This window comes from Brevibacillus fortis (genome assembly GCF_046196545.1).
In the GTDB taxonomy this organism is placed as follows: Bacteria; Bacillota; Bacilli; order Brevibacillales; family Brevibacillaceae; genus Brevibacillus; species Brevibacillus fortis_A.
In genome coordinates this window covers 547,611-564,158 of record NZ_CP176370.1, presented here as the reverse complement: position 1 = coordinate 564,158, position 16,548 = coordinate 547,611, and the positions used below count along the sequence as shown (strand labels likewise).

At 46.9% G+C, this 16,548-nt stretch carries 17 protein-coding genes; 3 read left to right on the top strand and 14 right to left on the bottom strand.

Annotated elements, in window-relative coordinates:
• Positions 1–4 precede the first annotated feature (4 nt).
• From ACKKE8_RS03145 to ACKKE8_RS03130, 4 genes are all read right to left on the bottom strand, one after another.
• Positions 5–1,297 carry an arsenic transporter gene (locus tag ACKKE8_RS03145; RefSeq protein WP_409176892.1) on the bottom strand — a complete coding sequence of 431 codons (1,293 nt, stop codon included), beginning with the start codon at positions 1,295–1,297 and terminating at the stop codon, positions 5–7.
• Positions 1,298–1,403: 106 nt separating this feature from the next.
• A complete protein-coding gene (locus ACKKE8_RS03140) occupies positions 1,404–2,117 on the bottom strand; it encodes an SDR family oxidoreductase (protein WP_409176891.1) in 714 nt (237 codons plus the stop codon).
• 34 nt (positions 2,118–2,151) lie between these two features.
• On the bottom strand, positions 2,152–2,703 hold the full coding sequence (locus ACKKE8_RS03135; RefSeq protein ID WP_409176890.1) for an NAD(P)H-dependent oxidoreductase: 552 nt from the start codon (positions 2,701–2,703) through the stop codon (positions 2,152–2,154).
• Between the two features lie 29 nt (positions 2,704–2,732).
• Positions 2,733–3,356: an ester cyclase gene (locus ACKKE8_RS03130; protein ID WP_409176889.1), complete on the bottom strand. Its 624-nt coding sequence runs from the start codon at positions 3,354–3,356 to the stop codon at positions 2,733–2,735.
• Between the two features lie 173 nt (positions 3,357–3,529).
• Here ACKKE8_RS03130 and ACKKE8_RS03125 point away from each other — a divergent pair, with 173 nt between their 5' ends.
• A complete protein-coding gene (locus tag ACKKE8_RS03125) occupies positions 3,530–3,868 on the top strand; it encodes a helix-turn-helix domain-containing protein (RefSeq protein WP_007721121.1) in 339 nt (112 codons plus the stop codon).
• Between the two features lie 64 nt (positions 3,869–3,932).
• Here the strand turns inward: ACKKE8_RS03125 and pstB (ACKKE8_RS03120) are convergent, their stop codons facing one another.
• Positions 3,933–4,685, bottom strand: a complete 753-nt coding sequence (pstB, locus tag ACKKE8_RS03120) for a phosphate ABC transporter ATP-binding protein PstB (protein ID WP_409176888.1) — start codon at positions 4,683–4,685, stop codon at positions 3,933–3,935.
• A gap of 330 nt (positions 4,686–5,015) precedes the next feature.
• Between pstB (ACKKE8_RS03120) and ACKKE8_RS03115 the strand changes: the two genes are divergently transcribed.
• A complete protein-coding gene (locus ACKKE8_RS03115) occupies positions 5,016–6,965 on the top strand; it encodes a methyl-accepting chemotaxis protein (RefSeq protein WP_409176887.1) in 1,950 nt (649 codons plus the stop codon).
• A gap of 57 nt (positions 6,966–7,022) precedes the next feature.
• Here ACKKE8_RS03115 and pstB (ACKKE8_RS03110) read toward each other — a convergent pair whose 3' ends face one another.
• From pstB (ACKKE8_RS03110) to ACKKE8_RS03095, 4 genes are all read right to left on the bottom strand, one after another.
• Positions 7,023–7,796 (bottom strand): phosphate ABC transporter ATP-binding protein PstB, encoded by a 774-nt coding sequence (pstB, locus tag ACKKE8_RS03110; protein ID WP_409176886.1) that lies wholly within the window; start codon positions 7,794–7,796, stop codon positions 7,023–7,025.
• Positions 7,797–7,815: 19 nt separating this feature from the next.
• A complete protein-coding gene (pstA, locus tag ACKKE8_RS03105; RefSeq protein WP_017247277.1) occupies positions 7,816–8,706 on the bottom strand; it encodes a phosphate ABC transporter permease PstA in 891 nt (296 codons plus the stop codon).
• On the bottom strand, positions 8,707–9,654 hold the full coding sequence (gene pstC / locus ACKKE8_RS03100; protein WP_409176885.1) for a phosphate ABC transporter permease subunit PstC: 948 nt from the start codon (positions 9,652–9,654) through the stop codon (positions 8,707–8,709).
• An 89-nt stretch (positions 9,655–9,743) separates the two neighbouring features.
• Positions 9,744–10,673: a phosphate ABC transporter substrate-binding protein PstS family protein gene (locus tag ACKKE8_RS03095; protein ID WP_409176884.1), complete on the bottom strand. Its 930-nt coding sequence runs from the start codon at positions 10,671–10,673 to the stop codon at positions 9,744–9,746.
• 182 nt (positions 10,674–10,855) lie between these two features.
• Here ACKKE8_RS03095 and ACKKE8_RS03090 point away from each other — a divergent pair, with 182 nt between their 5' ends.
• The gene (locus tag ACKKE8_RS03090; RefSeq protein WP_409176883.1) at positions 10,856–11,056 is read left to right on the top strand and encodes a DUF378 domain-containing protein; all 201 of its coding nucleotides are present in this window, start codon (positions 10,856–10,858) and stop codon (positions 11,054–11,056) included.
• Between the two features lie 583 nt (positions 11,057–11,639).
• On the opposite strand, the gene ACKKE8_RS03085 is transcribed toward ACKKE8_RS03090, so the two are convergent.
• The 5 genes from ACKKE8_RS03085 to ACKKE8_RS03065 all read right to left on the bottom strand — a co-directional run bounded on the left by ACKKE8_RS03085 (position 11,640) and on the right by ACKKE8_RS03065 (position 16,529).
• Positions 11,640–12,188 carry a GerMN domain-containing protein gene (locus ACKKE8_RS03085; RefSeq protein ID WP_409176882.1) on the bottom strand — a complete coding sequence of 183 codons (549 nt, stop codon included), beginning with the start codon at positions 12,186–12,188 and terminating at the stop codon, positions 11,640–11,642.
• A 17-nt stretch (positions 12,189–12,205) separates the two neighbouring features.
• On the bottom strand, positions 12,206–13,858 hold the full coding sequence (locus ACKKE8_RS03080; RefSeq protein WP_409176881.1) for an N-acetylmuramoyl-L-alanine amidase: 1,653 nt from the start codon (positions 13,856–13,858) through the stop codon (positions 12,206–12,208).
• Between the two features lie 170 nt (positions 13,859–14,028).
• Positions 14,029–14,505, bottom strand: a complete 477-nt coding sequence (locus ACKKE8_RS03075; protein WP_409176880.1) for a hypothetical protein — start codon at positions 14,503–14,505, stop codon at positions 14,029–14,031.
• Positions 14,506–14,546: 41 nt separating this feature from the next.
• A complete protein-coding gene (locus ACKKE8_RS03070; protein ID WP_007721136.1) occupies positions 14,547–14,804 on the bottom strand; it encodes a hypothetical protein in 258 nt (85 codons plus the stop codon).
• Between the two features lie 129 nt (positions 14,805–14,933).
• On the bottom strand, positions 14,934–16,529 hold the full coding sequence (locus tag ACKKE8_RS03065) for a peptide ABC transporter substrate-binding protein (protein ID WP_409176879.1): 1,596 nt from the start codon (positions 16,527–16,529) through the stop codon (positions 14,934–14,936).
• Between the last annotated feature and the right edge of the window lie 19 nt (positions 16,530–16,548).

Sequence of the window (16,548 nt, the reverse complement as noted above, 5' to 3'; positions counted from 1 at the left end):
TTCCCTATGAAAAATAAACCAACGTCAAATACAATCCAAGCAAGGTTACCATCAATGTCGGTACAGTCAAAATAACCCCCGTCCGAAAATACTGCCCCCACGTAATCGTCACGTCTTTGCGTCCCAAAACATGCAACCAGAGCAAAGTCGCCAGTGATCCAATCGGGGTCATTTTCGGCCCCAAATTGCTCCCGATCACATTCGCGTAGATCATTGCTTCCCGCAACACTCCGTCTGCCTGTGTCCCTGCAATTGCCAATGCGTTGAACATGACTGTCGGAAGGTTGTTCATGACAGAGGAAAGAGCAGCAGCCAAAAAGCCTGTTCCCAAGGTCGTTGCCAATAAACCATGCGCCACGAACCAATCCAAGGTTTCCTTGACCAAGTCAGTCAATTTCGCGTTGTGCAGCCCCCACACCACGACATACATGCCAATCGAAAAAACAACGACTACCCACGGCGCTTCTTTCATAATCCGCCGCATGGCGATCGCTTCACTTTTTCTTGCAGCCAGGCAAAAAATGATGGCTGCCCCCGCAATGATGATAGAAACGGGCGTATGGATGGACTCGCTAATAAAAAAACCAATCAACAAGACCGCAAGAATCGGCCACGCCAGACGAAACATTCTATGGTCGCGAATCGCTTCCTTCGGATTTTTCAGATGGGAAAGGTCAACCTGCACCGGGATGCTTTTGCGGAAATATAGGTACAAAACCAGTAGACTTCCACCAATCGAAAACAAAGTCGGAATGATCATTTTAGCCGCATACGCAGCAAAGCCAATATCAAAATAGTCAGCGGAAACAATATTCACCAGATTGCTAATCACAAAGGGCAAAGAGCTCGTATCTGCAATGAACCCGCTCGCCATGACAAATGCCAAAACCGTTTTCGCATCCAGCTTTAATGCCCGCACCTGTGCCAACACAATCGGTGTCAAAATCAGGGCTGCCCCATCATTCGTAAACAAGGCGGATACGAGTGAACCAAGCAGGATGACATAAACGAACATAAGCCGCCCATTTCCTTTGGCAAATCGAGCCATATGGAGCGCAGCCCATTCAAAAAAACCGATTTCGTCCAATACGAGTGAGATGATAATAATCCCGATTAACGCTAGCGTCGCATTCCAAACAATAGAGGTTACCTCTGCGACATCACCGATCGTGACGACCCCAATCGCCAAGGCCAACAGTGCTCCACCGACAGCCGGATAACCAATCGACAGCCCCCGCGGTTGCCAGATGACCAATGTCAACGTGATCAGAAAAAGGAAGAATGAAATCCAAACCACTGCAAGTATCTCCTTTCCAAAAACCCAAAAGAACGGACCTCGAAAAGTCCGCTCTCCTACCATACTACAAATGAAAATGATCCGAAACATCCGGTAATGGAATTCTTTAAAGTAAAATGTGGCCACCTTCTACATGAAGTACAGTTCCGGTTACAAAACTATTTTGGAGCAGGTATAGTACGCTTTGTGCGACGTCTTTCGCTTGTCCAACTCGCTTCACAGGGAGCTTGTCTGCCAATGTTGCATAGAAATTTTCGCGCACGTCTTCAGGCATTTTGCTGCGTGATGGCGTATCAATTATGCCAGGTGAAACGATATTCACTCGGATTGGTGCCAGTTCCAAGGCGAGGGTTTGCCCCAGATTCGAAACCGCCGCATTGACTGCGCCAAGCGCAGACGAACCAATCATCGCTTTGTAGGCGACGACCCCGGAGAATAAGGTGATGGAACCGTTTGTTGAAATCTTCGGAGCTCCGTACTTCGCCGCGTAGTACTGACCCCAAAATTTGTTTTCGAACAACTTCCGCGCTTGGGCTGTATCCGTTTGAAGGAATGAACCGCCAGATGTTTCCGCAGCACTGACAACCAGATGATCAAACGTGCCTACTTTTTCAAAAAAGGCCTGCACTTGCTGCTCATCGGTGGTATCCAGCGTATACGCCGAAGCTCTGGAGCCTAGACTCTCTTTTGCCTTCTGCAATTTATCTTCGGAGCGGCTCGCAATGATCACTTCTGCTCCAAGCGCTATTGCCTGTTTGGCTGTCTCCAAACCAATTCCGGAGCTTCCGCCGATGATGACTATTTTTTGATTGTGCAACATGATAAGATCTCTCCCCTTTATTGTGAGGTTTTTATTAGAAACTCAATACCTGTTTGAGATGCGCCTCGAGTTCAGATACAAATCGGTCGATCTGCGGATTTTTGATGACATCATAGCAAGCAAAGCTCTTTACAGGTTGCATGCCTAAAAATTCCTGTACGCGGTGCAAATGGCTGATTGCATCTTCCAGGCTTTCCCCTTTAAAAAATTGGGTCGGATCGTTAAATGCTTTTTCTGGAGCATTCCAAGTCGTCGAGAACATATATTTTTTGTCGGTTAATAAGCCGCCTCTTCCGTATTGATTAGCACCTTTGAAAAACAAGCCGTACGCATATACTTCATCCATATATGTTTTCAATAACCCAGGGACACTGAACCAGTAGATGGGGGTTTGATAAATGATCATATCTGCCCAGAGAAATTTCTGGTGCTCTTCTTCCATTTTGTATCCATTTTGAATAATGGTAGTTCGTACTTGGTTCTCTTTTTCGAGCAGACTCACCATATGATCCATCAACGTTTGGTTCAGTTTTCCTTCTGATGAGCCATATTTTTGGTGACCATTGATGATAAGGATTTTTTTCATTTTTTAACATCCCCTTTACGTTAGGACTTTCAATTTTCCGCTACGACGCCAATTTGTTGCATAAAAGTTAAATTGTCTTCCAGGTGCCAGTCTTCAACAAGCTTCCCATCCTTTATGCGTAAAACATCGATCGCCATAAATTGAATAGGCTTCCCGGCCAAAGGTTTTCCCATAAACTCGCCTTTGCTCGTACCCGTAAAGGAAAGACGAGCTGTCACCTTGTCTCCCACTACCAGTAAATCCTCAATTTTGCATTGCAAGTCGGGAACTGCTTTCCGAAAGTTGCGAGAAGCGAATAACAAGCCATCGGGGCCTTGCGGTCTTCCTTTCGGCAACGTGTTATCCATGAAACTTGGAGAAACGGTTTGTGCAATGAGATCCTCGTTCCCGGTGTTCCAGAATCCGTAGAAACGTTGAGCGGCCTGTACCATTTCGGTAGCTTCCGTTGAGTTCAATGAGGAGTCAATCGTCATTGAAACGGGTTGAGGAAGATCCTTCAATAGTTGAATGTCTGTCTTGGAGGACAACTCAGCAGTTTGATTATCATAAGCAGACGTTTTCGAATCAGTAGCGCATGCTGTTGCGAACAGCATCGTCCCGAAGATGACAGCAATACCAGCTATCGAACTAATTGTTTTGGTACGTGGAATCATGTTGTTCTATTCAGCTCCTTATCTAGAGTGGAAGGATCGGTTTACATTGATATTGTAATGACACTAACTTCATTTACGGAAGTAGTGATATTTAATTCATATAGTTTCCGAAAAGATACTATTGCGCTATAATAGCCAAAAAACCCTAAAAAAAATTTTTGGAGGATATTCCGATGAACGTTCTTGAGCCAATCGAACTGAACAAAGGAACCCCGGGCCAACCTTGCCCCATTGCCAAAACGCTTGACGTAATAGGGACCAAATGGACCTTTTTAATCATTCGGGACCTGCTTATCGAAGGAACGCTGCGTTTTAGCGACCTGCTGAAATCCATGGATGGGATTAGTCCGAAAACACTGTCGCTCAGACTGAAGGAATTGGAGGAGCACGGCATATTGGAAAGGAAGGTGTTTCCAGAAGTCCCTCCGCGCGTGGAATATACGTTAACGGAGAAAGGAAAACGATTGGAAGGTATTTTTATTGAGTTAAAGAGATTCGGGTTACATTTATAAACGTTTTAAAATCAAAAAGAGCGGACTTCGAAAAGTCCGCTCTTCCTACATCATGCCTATTGAATTATCCGAAACGTCCGGTAATGTAATCCTCTGTTCTTTTGTCACGAGGATTTTGGAAGATCGACGGAGTACTGTCAAACTCGACTAGCTCTCCATTCAAGAAAAACGCAGTCTTATCTGAAATACGTGCTGCCTGCTGCATGTTGTGCGTCACGATTACAATCGTATAACGGTTCTTCAGTTCTTCCAACAGCTCTTCGATTTTGGCTGTCGAAATCGGGTCTAAGGCTGAGGTTGGCTCATCCATCAAAATGATCTGTGGCTGAACAGCGAGTGCCCGTGCGATACAGAGGCGTTGCTGCTGTCCGCCGGAAAGCCCTGTTGCTGGCTTTTTCAGTACATCCTTCACTTCATCCCAAAGAGCTGCTGCCTTGAGGCTTGTCTCTACCAACTCGTCCAGCTTGTTACGATCGTTCATGCCATGAAGTCTCGGCCCGTACGTGATGTTGTCATAGATGCTCTTCGGAAAAGGATTCGGATGCTGAAACACCATGCCGATATTTTTACGAAGTCGCTCAACTTCTACGCGAGAGCTATAAATATCCTCATCGAACACTTTTACCGTTCCCGTAATTTTGGTGTTCGGTACAGAATCGTTCATTCGATTCAACGTCCGTAAAAATGTAGACTTACCGCAGCCCGACGGACCGATTAAGGCTGTAATAGAGTCAGGCTCTACATCCAGATTTATATGATAGAGGGCTTGCTTATTACCGTAGAAGAGATTCAACTCTCTCACCGAAATAACGCTCATACGGTCTTCGCTCCTTCGTGGTTGTTACGTCCTTTTACTTCCCCACTATAGCGCACCAATGTTAGGTTTCCGTGTGATGTTTATTAAGTTTCGATAAATTTTTTGTTTCGGGACTTTTTACATAGGTCATTTTACATTAAGTTATGGTAAATCTTGCTGGTAAAGCATATACGCTCCCCTAGGTACCCCCTACAATAAAGCTGAACGTTTTGACGAATAAGGGGAGAACAATGAATGCCAGACATAAGAAAACTATGGGGTCACTCGTCGTTTCATTATCGTTCAATTTTCACCAGGCTTTTCGCAGGCATTATGGGGATGGTAGTCTGCATGATGGCAATCGCCGCTTTCTTCATCAGCTATCAATCCGAAGCCACACTCAATGAAAAAACAAAGCAGCAATTACACGAGGCATCAGGTGCAGCTCTACAGAAAGTACATAGCAGGGTCTATGACATCGTAACCGCCTTGCAATCATTTGCTTCCACTTATAAAAACAGCAAGATCACCAACAGTCAGATATTTGGCATTTTTACAGATATGTCTGCCAGCAATCCTACGATTTCCGAATTACAGATTGTCACCTCAGACGGACGTTATTTGACCTTTCCGGGATCGCCCCTCGACAGTTCCTACGATCCGCGAAAAATGGACTGGTATGAGGGGGCATTGAATCAACCACAGCAGGGGCTTTTTGTCTCAGATGTCTTCCAGTTTTCCGAGACGGAATTTCCCAAGATCGCCGTCTCACTCCCTTTGCGCAATGAAGACGAGGAGCCCGTAGGCGTCGTCGTGGCATTTGTCTCTGTCCCGAAGCTGAGCGAATCCATCGGGCAGATTAAACTGGGGGAAACCGGATATGCCATGATCGTTGATCAACAAGGCAAGCTGGTCGCTCATCCCGATCAATCCTACGCGTTGCAGCGTCCCCTTCTCTCGGAGCTTGCAATCGTGCAAAACGTCATCGCTGGTCAATCTGGCTACGAACCGAGCAGAATCAATGGGGTGGACTCTTTTGCCGCCTATCAATTTGACCCCTCCCTAAAATGGGGAGTGATCGTCGCACAGTCGGTATCCGAGGTAAAAAAAGAGGTCCGTCGCCTTCAGCTAACCATTTTGGCCGTCTCACTCGTCGGACTCGCTGCACTCGCACTAATGCTGTATGTGTACGTACGTCGAATCATCAAGCCAATTAAGGAAGCACAACAAAAAATGTCCGCCTTTAGCGAGGGCGATCTCCTGCAAACCATGCACGTACAAAGCAATGATGAAATTCGCCAGCTGGCTGACAGCTTCAATCGAATGAGTGAACAAATCCGGACGATCATCGGTAAAATCCAGTATGTCATCTCAGACGTCAAACAAGTAGCCGATCATGTGGGAAAAGGTTCCCGCCATTCTCACGCCATGCAGTCAGAAGTCGTATCCGTAACAGAGCGGCTTGCCCAAGAAATGGACAACCAGCAGGAGCAGATCGATGATATCCACGCCACAATGGCCGACATCACGCAAGAAATGTCTCGGATCACAGACTCCATGGAAAAAGCAATCGTGCAGAGCCAGGAATCACGTCAGCAAAATGCGAAAGCAGCAACCTCCATTGACTTGCTAAAAGAAAATATGCACAGTATCTCAGAGGATATGAAAGCTTCTCTGCATGCGATGTCCTCCATGAGAGAAAGCATGAGCGACATCAACGAGATGCTCGGTCTGATTTCCGCCATCTCCAAACGAACCAAGCTTTTGTCCTTCAATGCCCGAATCGAAGCTTCCAGGGCTGGGCAAGCCGGAATCGGCTTCAGCGTCGTAGCAGACGAGATTCGCTTGCTGTCCGACCAGACCGAAGAGGCATCGACCCGTATTCAAAAGGTAATTGAATCGGGAGAAGAAAGAATGGAGCACGTAGCCGCCTGCTTGCAAACGACCGATCATGCTACTGTAAATGGCATTCAAACCTTGCACCAGGCCGCTTCTATCTTTCACAATACGATCCAGCTCAGCGAAGCGTTGACTGCGCAATTTGAATCGATCAGAATGCTCACAGGAACAATCTCGACACAGAGCCAAGCCATTTCACAGCGGGTAGACAATCTGTCTGCCTCTGCACAGCAAGTCGTATCAGGCACACAGCAAGCCGTAGCCGCGAATCAAGAAAGTCTATCCTTATCGGAGCAATTTCTCGATGACTCCCTGCGTTTGGCAGATATCGTTGAGGATCTGGAGCAAGCGATCAAGTTTTTCAGAGCGGAAGACAGTCCCTCTCACCAAAGACATACATAGATATGAAAAAGCCCTCCTGCAAGCACATCATGTGCTCGGGAGGGCTATCCTTTTCTATTAACCAAAGCGTCCGCTAATATACGCTTCGGTTTTTTCGTTTTCAGGTGATGTGAAGATTTTCCCCGTCTCATCCATCTCGATCAGCTCACCCATCAGGAAGAAGGCGGTTTTCTCAGAAATTCGCGCTGCCTGATGGAGGTTATGGGTAACGATCACGATCGTATACTCATCTTTTAGCTGCATGACGAGCTCTTCAATTTTCATGGTAGAGATCGGATCGAGAGCCGAAGCCGGTTCGTCCAACAGCAAAATGGTTGGCTGCATCGCGATTGCACGCGCGATACAAAGCCTTTGCTGCTGTCCACCAGAAAGGGAGAGCGCTGAGTCGCGAAGACGATCCTTTACCTCATCCCAAAGCGCTGCTTTTCGCAGGCTCGACTCAACCAATTCATCCAAATCACGTTTATTGGTCATCCCGTGGAAACGCGGTGCAAATGCGATGTTTTCATAGATCGATTTAAAAAATGGATTCGCTCGTTGGAACACCATTCCTACCACTTGGCGCAGACTCTCGATGTTTACTTGCGAGCTGTTAATGTCGATACCATCTACAATAATGGAACCCTCTACACGACAAGAAGGAACCAGATCATTCATCCGGTTCAAGCTCCGTAGAAGCGTCGATTTCCCACATCCGGACGGACCGATAAAAGCCGTCACGGAGTTGCGTTCAATATCCATGGATATATTTTTTACGGCGTGCTTCTCTCCGTAGTATACATTCACGTTATTCGTCTGAATGATCGTTTCTTTCATGGTCAGTACGGACATGGCTGCCACCTACCTCTTCTTAGTTTGATCCTGACGTCATCTTTTTGTAAACCCAATTCCCGAACCAACGAGCGGAAAGGTTAAAGAGCAAGACGGCAATAATCAGAACAGCAGCCGCGCCATCTGCGACATCACGCGCATCCGGTGTCAGCCCCTCGCTGTTTACCTTCCAAATATGCACGGCCAATGTCTCGGCAGGACGGAACGGGTTCAACGGTGAGGTCGTACTATTCAATGAGAAGTCGGTGAAATCCAGATTCGGTGAAGACATCCCCGCTGTAAACAGCAAGGCAGCTGCTTCTCCAAATACACGGCCAGATGCCAGAATGGCACCCGTAATGATACCTGGGAGTGCTGCTGGAAGGATGACAGACACGATGGTACGCCATTTAGTAATACCAAGCGCGAGACTCGCTTCCTTTTGACTGCGCGGTACGTTGCGCAGTGCATCCTCTGTTACACGAACCAAGAGTGGCAGGTTAAATACCGTCAGCGCAAGTGCTCCACCAAACAGGGTATAGCCCCAGCCAGTCATATTTACGAACACGAGCAATCCAAACAAACCAACTACGATAGACGGAAGGGAAGACAATACTTCTATACTCATGCGGATAAACTGTGTAATCTTGTTATCCGGCGCATATTCAGCCATATAAATGCCTGCTCCGATCCCGAGCGGCAACGCGATCAGCATGGTCAGGACCAGCAAGTACAACGAGTTGAAAAGCTGCGGTCCAATCCCGCCACCCGCATTGACGATATCCGGTGGAGAGGTCAAAAAGTCGAGATTCAGCTTATGCCAGCCTTGTGAGAGAATGAAGCCCAAAAGTCCCACCAAGGTACCGATAATCAGCACGGCAATCAGTGTCAAAACAACAGTAGCAGCGCGGTCCATCAGTCTCGCTTTCATCTATTTTGCCAACCTCTTTCTGCCCAACAGGCGCAAAATCACGATAAAGATGAAAGACATCGCCAAGAGCAGCAAAGCCATTGACCAGAGAGCATTGTTATACGGCGTTCCTTGAATCGTATTCCCCATGTTCAATGTAATACCGCTAGTGAGCGTACTGATCGGTTCGAGCAAACCGCCTGGCAGCTTCGTTGTGTTACCGATGACCATTTGCACAGCCAAAGCTTCTCCAAAAGCGCGAGACATTCCCAAAACAATGGCCGTCAAACAGCCAGGAAGCGAGGAATGCAACACGACATTCCAAATTGTTTGCCAGCGAGTAGCACCCAATGCGAGCGAAGCGTTGCGCAAATCTTGCGGAACAGCCTCAATTGCATCTGCTGCCACACTCGTAATGGTAGGCAAAATCATCAGGGCAAGAACAAGTCCCCCTGCCAATAAGCTGAAGCCAAGAACATCAAATTGTTCGCGAATAAATGGAACAAGCAAAGTTAGTCCAACATAACCATAAACGACTGATGGAATACCAACCAACAGTTCGATAACCGGCTTCAACACTTTTTTCCCGAAGCCCGGAAAAATCTCTGTCATAAAAATAGCGGCACCGATTCCGAGTGGCGCGGCAATCAAAGCAGCCAGTGCCGTTACGAAAAACGAACCAAGAATAAAAGGCAACACACCATACGCGGATGGCTCACCTTCTGGGTCCCATTTGTCATGGGTTAAAAATTCTTTGAAGCTTACTCCATCGACAAAGAACGTCGACAGCCCTTTGGAAGCAATAAAATAGGTGATCGATAAAACAACAATAACGAGCAAACCCGCACAAATCATCGCGATCGTTCTGCCAGTAATATTCTCTGTCTTTTGACGCTTGTTCGTTGTCAGCATTTTTTGCGCAATCATCGATTTACGCTCTGTATTTACCCCTTCAGTACGATGGCTCATGTTCTCCCTCCTGGAAAGAAAACGACTGTACGCAAGCAAAATGAGGGGAAGGCCCCCCTACCCCTCTATTTTGCTGTTGACGATAACGCTTATTTTTGTGTTACTTTGCCTTCTGCATCACGTTCCACTTTCATATCTGTGATTGGCAGGAAGCCCAATTCTGTTACAGTTTTCTTTTGTACTTCGTCAGTCAGGATGAAGTCGAGGAATGCTTTTGCATCGCCAGTTGCTTCACCTTTGGTGTACATATGCTCGTACGCCCATACTGGATATTTGTTCGTTGTAATGTTTTCTGCGTTTGCTTCCACGCCATCCAATTTCAGAGCTTTTACAGTGTCATTGAAGTAGGACAGTGCCAAGTAACCAATTGCACCTGGTGTTTCAGCAATGATTTTGCGAACAGTACCGGAGGAATCCTCTGTGATACCTTCTGCTTCTTCTTTGCCATCCAAAGCGAATTTGCTGAATGTCGCGCGAGTTCCGGAAGATTTTGGACGGTTAACCAGCGTGATCTTCATGTCTTCACCGCCAACGTCTTTCCAGTTGGTGATTTTACCAGTGAAGATGTCGATCAATTGTTGCTTAGTCAAGTTGTCTACTTTTACTTGCGGGCTTACCGCTGCTGCCATACCGACAACCGCTACTTTATGGTCTACCAGTTCGTTTGCTGGAATGCCTTTTTTCTCTTCTGCAAAAATATCGGAGTTACCAATCGTTGCTGCACCGCTTGCTACTTGGCTCAAGCCCGTGCCGCTTCCTCCGCCTTGTACTTGGATTTGTGCGCCTGCATTTTTTGCCATAAAGTCTTTGGCCGCTTGCTCGACCAGAGGCTGTAAAGCGGTAGAACCTACTGCTGTTACAGGTTCACCGGATGTTTTTGTTGTCGAACCAGAGTTGCTTTGCTCCTGGGCTGGTTGTTGCGCCGGTGCTGGTGTCTGTGCAGTGTTGCCACTTCCGCACCCCGCGAGTAATGCCCCTACACATGTCAGCGCAAAAAACATTTTGCTGAGTTTTTTCATTGGATGAAAATCCTCCTTAAAAGGTTCGGTTTGTTTTTTTCTCTCTTACAAGTACAAACTATACAGCGGGAATGTTGTCGTATTATGTTGTGAATGTAAAGCTTTCTTAAAGATGGAGAAATACCTGTTGTAAAACCGCAAACATGGGAATAATGTCCCTATTCTTTTCTGGGGGTGTCCATATGGATCGACTGGCCTTGCTGTTTGTTATCATCGGTGCCCTGAACTGGGGATTAATCGGGTTATTTCAATTTGATTTAGTCGCAAGCTTGTTTGGTGGAGCGGAGTCAATCGTAAGTCGAATCGTGTATACGCTGGTAGGCTTGTTTGGGGTATATGCCATCAAGTTTCTTTTCACGGATCGGGAAGAAACACCAACATAAAAGATGATGTCCGGCTGTTGGGGAGAGGAGGAAACAGGAGAAAACGCTCAGCTTCTTGTCCCACCCGCTGAGGGATTCACTGCCCGTCTCCATGAAAAAAAGCGAAACCCGCGTCCAAAGTGGTCCATTCAAGAGGCGTCTCAGAGGTGGACGCTAAAAGCTTGTTTCGCTTTTTTTCATTACGTCTCGGTCGGTGTACCAAAGATCTTCGCTTATTTCTCCTGTTTCCTCTACGAGCTTTCCGTTCTATTCGGGTTTTAAAAGCTTTAAAAGAATGAAGAACGTATTCAGTCACGACAGAGAAGAATATTTCCAGACGTAGCGACTTGTGAAGTCCTACCGAGCGGAGAAGCGATTAGCGGGCAAAAGAAACGCAACGTGCCCATGCGACGAAGCGGCTACCACTTTTGCGTTTCCCCGCTAATCGCTTCGAAGCGGACAGTCTCAGCCCCCAGTAGGACGGAGCCTGGAGCCTAGACTAGAAATATTCTTCTCCCCACGACGGCCACTATACGTGAACCACGTTATTATGAAAAAAGACGGCACATCCCGATTAACAGGGTGTGCCGCCTTTATGTGATGATTAATTGTCTCGTTTCAGTGGCTCGGAGAGATCTACGTGCCCCATCAGTGTTTCTACTTTCTTTCCATCCTCTAAGAAGACAATCTCCTTTACTTCCGGGAACTGAAAGAATGTATTCTTCAACGCATCCAAAGCCATCGTCTCGCCACTTGAACCCATATTGAACTGATTCTTGCTATCCGCATCAATCGTCAGGGTTCCTTTATCAAATGTGATCGAATGGTACTTGAAGTCTTTCCACAGTGGAATGTGCACGTCTGGCTTTACAGGCGTCTCCAGCAGAGCAAGTGACTTTTTGTACTTCTCGATATCTTCTGCAAACGTGATCTCTTGCTCTTCTTTTTGCAGCTCCATCACATTATTATCCGAATAGTAAACGGTGACCATTTGCTTTTTCAGAGTCGGCTCTGTTGTCGATGGATCAGTTTTTGAACCAGATGGCTGTTCTACTGGTGTGGTTGGCTGTGGTGTTTCTGTCGCGTTTTGCCCACATCCGGCCAAAAGCAGCATCACTAACGCTGCCATCCAGATCACTCGACTTTTTTTCATCGTGAAAAGCCCCCTTACTAATAAGACTCGTAGTATTCACGAATAGCCGCAACGATAGCTTTCGCGATTTTATCTTGGAATGCCGGATTCGTCAGCTGCGCGTTCTCCTGTGGATTGGAGAGGAAGCCAGTTTCGGTCAACACAGCAGGCATATTCGTGTTTTTGATCACATAAAAGCCGCTCTTCTTGACGCCTCGATCCGGGAACTGCGTTGCCCCACGCAAATGTTTATGTACCACTTGGGCAAAGTCTTTACTGTTTTCATTATAATAGAAAGTTTCTGTTCCTGCAGCCGTCGGTTTCGGGAATGCGTTGGCATGAATAGACAAGAACATGTCGGCTTCTAACTCATGTGCAAAAGCGACACGCTCTGACAGTTCATAAAACACATCTGTCGTGCGGACGGGAACGACTTGAAACTCTGGATATTGCTTTAACAAAGCCACAATCTTATTGGAGACAGCCAAGTTGTAATCTTTTTCATTGTTGCCAGCGGAGCCCTTCGTTCCTGGGTCTTTTCCTCCATGACCGGCATCGACGACGATCAGGTAGCCTGTTTTCTTCGGTTTTGGCGTCAATTTTACTTCGATACCGTCTTTCGTGTAAGCCAGCTCATACGTGCTCTTTTGGTTTAGCTCAATAACGACGCGAACCGTGTCAGGAGATGCACTGTATTGGCTGTAACGCAGGTCAGCGATGAGAGGTTCTTCTTTCGCTTGTTCTGCTTGATTCTGTTCATCAGAATCTGAATCTCTGTCTTGGTCTTCATCATCAGCGGAGGCTGTTTCTTCGGATTCGCCTACACTATCGTTTTTCTCGTCTTGACGTTTTAGATCTTCGACTAAATCATCATCCAATGCTGTTTGTGGGAGATCCAAGACGATCCGGTGAGGACCTGTCATCACAAAGGACTGAGGAATTACAGGTATGGTCGTTTCAATACGAACACGATCGCCGTCCTCAGATACATCTTTCAAAATATTGAGGCGCTCGATCTCAACCTGATTATTTTTCTTGTCCCACGCAAATGACCCTCCGAGCTCGTCCTCCATTTGACGTAATGGGAGGACCAACTGATCATCAATCGTCATCCCGCGCTCAGGTCGTTTCCACGCAAAGCCTTTTTGTCCCACTTGTTCAGCTACAGCCTGTGCGGACGCGTACATCGTGTCCTCCACTTGATACAGCTTGATCGGCTGGGTTGGTGCCTTGCCATTCAGCTTTACCTGTGGTGTTTCGTTCGCAATGACAGTTCGTGTGCTGTTGTCCCACCCGACTGTAACGCCAAGTGACTCCCCAACAAAACGCAGTGGCAGCAGCATACGCTTTTGTGAAATAACAGGCGGCGTATCGAGCTTCACTTGTTTGCCGTTCAACACTGCTGAACGGGAGTCAAGTGTAAGGGAGAGCTGCTGCGTGCCTTTGGTAATGACAGCTGTTCGAGTAGCGTCATTCCAATCCACGGTTGCACCTAGCCCTTCGGCGATGACACGGACGGGAACCAACGTGCGTCCATTCTTGATGACTGGCGGTACTTCAGCATTCACTGCTTGTCCACCAATCATGAGATTGACAGCTTCCTCTGAGGCACTGCTTGCCGCAACCGCCCAACTGGGGATTAGCAGCAGGACCAACAGCGCAAAAAGCAGAGGGTAAAATCGTCTCTTCATCCTGACCTCCTCCGTGATGTCTGTTTTCTCGTTATGTGGCGTCAGCCAATGTGCAACGTTCACCATTCTATTAGACGCTAGATGATCTGTAAAGTTTATAGTCTTTTGGTACCAAAATGAAAAGACCGCCTCCACAAGCCCGCGAGACAGTCTTTGCAACTGATCATGTGTTATCGAAAAAATCCCCTTCTCTCTTGCCTACTTACTTCTTGAACCGGTTTTTTTATCATGTTCAAGCCCCCGTTGGCAAGAAATTGCTGGATTAGCGAAATCACAGCTGGATTCGACAGCACCTTAATGGAGTCGGCTACCTTGGGGTTTTTTAATTGGGGAATAGCGTCGCCTAGATACGGTAAAAGCGGCAGTAAATCTTCGATAGAAATGGCAGGCTTTTGTGGTTGGGGTACAGCTTCCACTTGAGCGGCATTCCTTCGTCCTCCAAACAACAGGCCTCGCCGTTCGCCTGTATTTCTTGGAGGTGCTTGTTTGAGACGTCCCAGTGTATTCTTCATGTCCTGGAGCTCCTGTCGCACCTGACTCATCTCTCTCATCATTTGGGCATTGCTTGTATGTTGTGCATCCGCAAGTTTGTTGATCGATTCTTGCAAATTGCTCCTGGGGACAGCCTGCTTCTTTTTCGCTTTCATTTTCTCAACGATAATCCCACCTCCCTCCTCACTCTCCCCCCTTATCTAAACCGTTTTTTTATATTTTCCAAATCCTTTGCAGTGACACCTTTTTTCGAAAGCTTATTCAACAGACTTCCAACATTTTCTGTTTTCTGCATCTGACGAAACTGCGCAGCATAACTGTTAACCTCTTGCTCGGTCAATTTTTTCCCTGACTTCCTAGCCATTTCACGAATGACTTCCTTGATTCCCGCATCTGTCCTCAGCTTTTCCTTAGGAATGGATTTAACAATGTTGAGCAAAGAACCAATATCCATCAATATCCCCCCTGGTTGCAGTTAGTTCCTTTTTACTCTATGTAGCCAAGGGCGTAATGGATTGGTCATTTGTCCATGAGATAGAAAAAAAGAAGAGGGAAACGAAAATAGCCCTCTTCTCCTGCATTCTTATTTTTTGGTGAGATCCGCATATTTGAAATCGATAGCACCCAGACCATCCATCACGACATCTTTCAAATTCTCGTTCTGCACCCAAGAGTTCGCGTAGAAGTAGATTGGCATGATTGGCATTTCGTCCATCAGGATTTGCTCAGCCTGCATGAGAATTGCTTTGCGCTTCTCTGGGTCTTGCTCCAGAGCGGATTGGTTCAGGAGCTCCTTGTACTTTGGATTTCCCCAACGCGTATCGTTGTTTCCGCCGACTTTTTCTTGGAACATTTCCAAGAAGTTGATGGGATCATTGAAGTCACCCAGCCAGCCTCCACGAGCGATTTGATAATTACCTTGGTGTACGTCTTCTAAGTATACCTTCCATTCTTTATTTTCGAGCTTGATATCTACGCCGAGGTTTTTCTTCCATTGAGCCTGTATTTCTTTTGCAATCTTTTTATGACCTTCGGATGTGTTGTAGATGAGTGTGATTGGGGGGAGTTTGGAGATACCCTCTTCCTTCATACCTTCCACCAGTAATTTCTTAGCAGCTTCAAGGTCATTGTCTTTGAAGTAACCGTCTTTGTTCAACGCCATGCTTGGTGGTACATAGCCTGTTGCCGGTACTTGACCAGCTTTCAGGATATCGGCGGTGATGCTTTCACGATTAATGGCATACGCGAACGCCTTACGAATTTTTGCGTTGGTAAACGGTGCTTGCTCTGTATTGAAACGATAAAAGTAGGCACCGGCGATTGGCTGTGTCTTCAAGATGCCAGCTTCCCTCAAAACCGGAAGTGCGTCGGTTGGCAGGGAGGAGTTTGGAGCACCCGCCCAATCCAACTCGTCGTTATCAAACATGGACAATTCCGTATTCTCATCCTCTATCATGGAGAATTCGATCTTATCCAATTTTACATTGGCTTTATCCCAGTACTTCTCGTTCTTTACGACAGTCAGCTTGCTCTTGTGTTCCCATGTTTCCATTTTGAATGGTCCGTTGCCAACTACCGTCTTTGCCTCGTCAGCCCATTTTTTGTTGCCTTCGACTACCTTCTTGTTCACAGGGAAGTATGTTTTGAAAGCAACCAGCTCTGGGAAAAATGGTGTCGGGTTTGTCAGTTCCACTTTTAGCGTCTTATCGTCAATCGCCTTTACTCCAACGTCTCCCGCCTTGCCGATTCCTTTGTTGAAGTCTTCTGCACCTTTCACATAATACAACTGGTAGGCGTAGCTGGAATCTGTCTTTGGATCAAGCACGCGTTTCCAAGCATATTCGAAGTCATGTGCCGTTACTGGATCGCCGTTGCTCCATTTTGCTTCACGAATCTTGAATGTATAAGTCTTCCCATCCTCAGAAACGGTATAGCTCTCTGCTGCGGCTGGGTGCACCTTCCCGTCTTTTCCGAGACGTGTCAGACCTTCGAATATAGCCGTGATGATCGTACCAGAGGTAGTATCCTCCGCAATTCCTGGGTCTGCTGTAGGCGGCTCCGATTGCAGATTCATTCTTAATACTTTAGGCTCAGCTGCTTGGATAGCGCCTTCGTACCCTGTCATCATTCCACCGAAAACGAGGACCGAACTCAACACCATAAAAACACTCTTCTTCATCATATGCCCTCCATTACCC

Excerpts from the sequence above, each read along its gene's own strand:
- ACKKE8_RS03140 (WP_409176891.1), bottom strand. The coding sequence starts at position 2,117 with ATGTTGCACAATCAAAAAATAGTCATCATCGGCGGAAGCTCCGGAATT.
- ACKKE8_RS03135 (WP_409176890.1), bottom strand. The coding sequence starts at position 2,703 with ATGAAAAAAATCCTTATCATCAATGGTCACCAAAAATATGGCTCATCA.
- ACKKE8_RS03130 (WP_409176889.1), bottom strand. The coding sequence starts at position 3,356 with ATGATTCCACGTACCAAAACAATTAGTTCGATAGCTGGTATTGCTGTC.
- ACKKE8_RS03125 (WP_007721121.1), top strand. The coding sequence starts at position 3,530 with ATGAACGTTCTTGAGCCAATCGAACTGAACAAAGGAACCCCGGGCCAA.
- pstB (WP_409176888.1), bottom strand. The coding sequence starts at position 4,685 with ATGAGCGTTATTTCGGTGAGAGAGTTGAATCTCTTCTACGGTAATAAG.
- ACKKE8_RS03115 (WP_409176887.1), top strand. The coding sequence starts at position 5,016 with ATGATGGCAATCGCCGCTTTCTTCATCAGCTATCAATCCGAAGCCACA.
- pstB (WP_409176886.1), bottom strand. The coding sequence starts at position 7,796 with ATGTCCGTACTGACCATGAAAGAAACGATCATTCAGACGAATAACGTG.
- pstA (WP_017247277.1), bottom strand. The coding sequence starts at position 8,706 with ATGAAAGCGAGACTGATGGACCGCGCTGCTACTGTTGTTTTGACACTG.
- pstC (WP_409176885.1), bottom strand. The coding sequence starts at position 9,654 with ATGAGCCATCGTACTGAAGGGGTAAATACAGAGCGTAAATCGATGATT.
- ACKKE8_RS03095 (WP_409176884.1), bottom strand. The coding sequence starts at position 10,673 with ATGAAAAAACTCAGCAAAATGTTTTTTGCGCTGACATGTGTAGGGGCA.
- ACKKE8_RS03090 (WP_409176883.1), top strand. The coding sequence starts at position 10,856 with ATGGATCGACTGGCCTTGCTGTTTGTTATCATCGGTGCCCTGAACTGG.
- ACKKE8_RS03085 (WP_409176882.1), bottom strand. The coding sequence starts at position 12,188 with ATGAAAAAAAGTCGAGTGATCTGGATGGCAGCGTTAGTGATGCTGCTT.
- ACKKE8_RS03080 (WP_409176881.1), bottom strand. The coding sequence starts at position 13,858 with ATGAAGAGACGATTTTACCCTCTGCTTTTTGCGCTGTTGGTCCTGCTG.
- ACKKE8_RS03075 (WP_409176880.1), bottom strand. The coding sequence starts at position 14,505 with ATGAAAGCGAAAAAGAAGCAGGCTGTCCCCAGGAGCAATTTGCAAGAA.
- ACKKE8_RS03070 (WP_007721136.1), bottom strand. The coding sequence starts at position 14,804 with ATGGATATTGGTTCTTTGCTCAACATTGTTAAATCCATTCCTAAGGAA.
- ACKKE8_RS03065 (WP_409176879.1), bottom strand. The coding sequence starts at position 16,529 with ATGAAGAAGAGTGTTTTTATGGTGTTGAGTTCGGTCCTCGTTTTCGGT.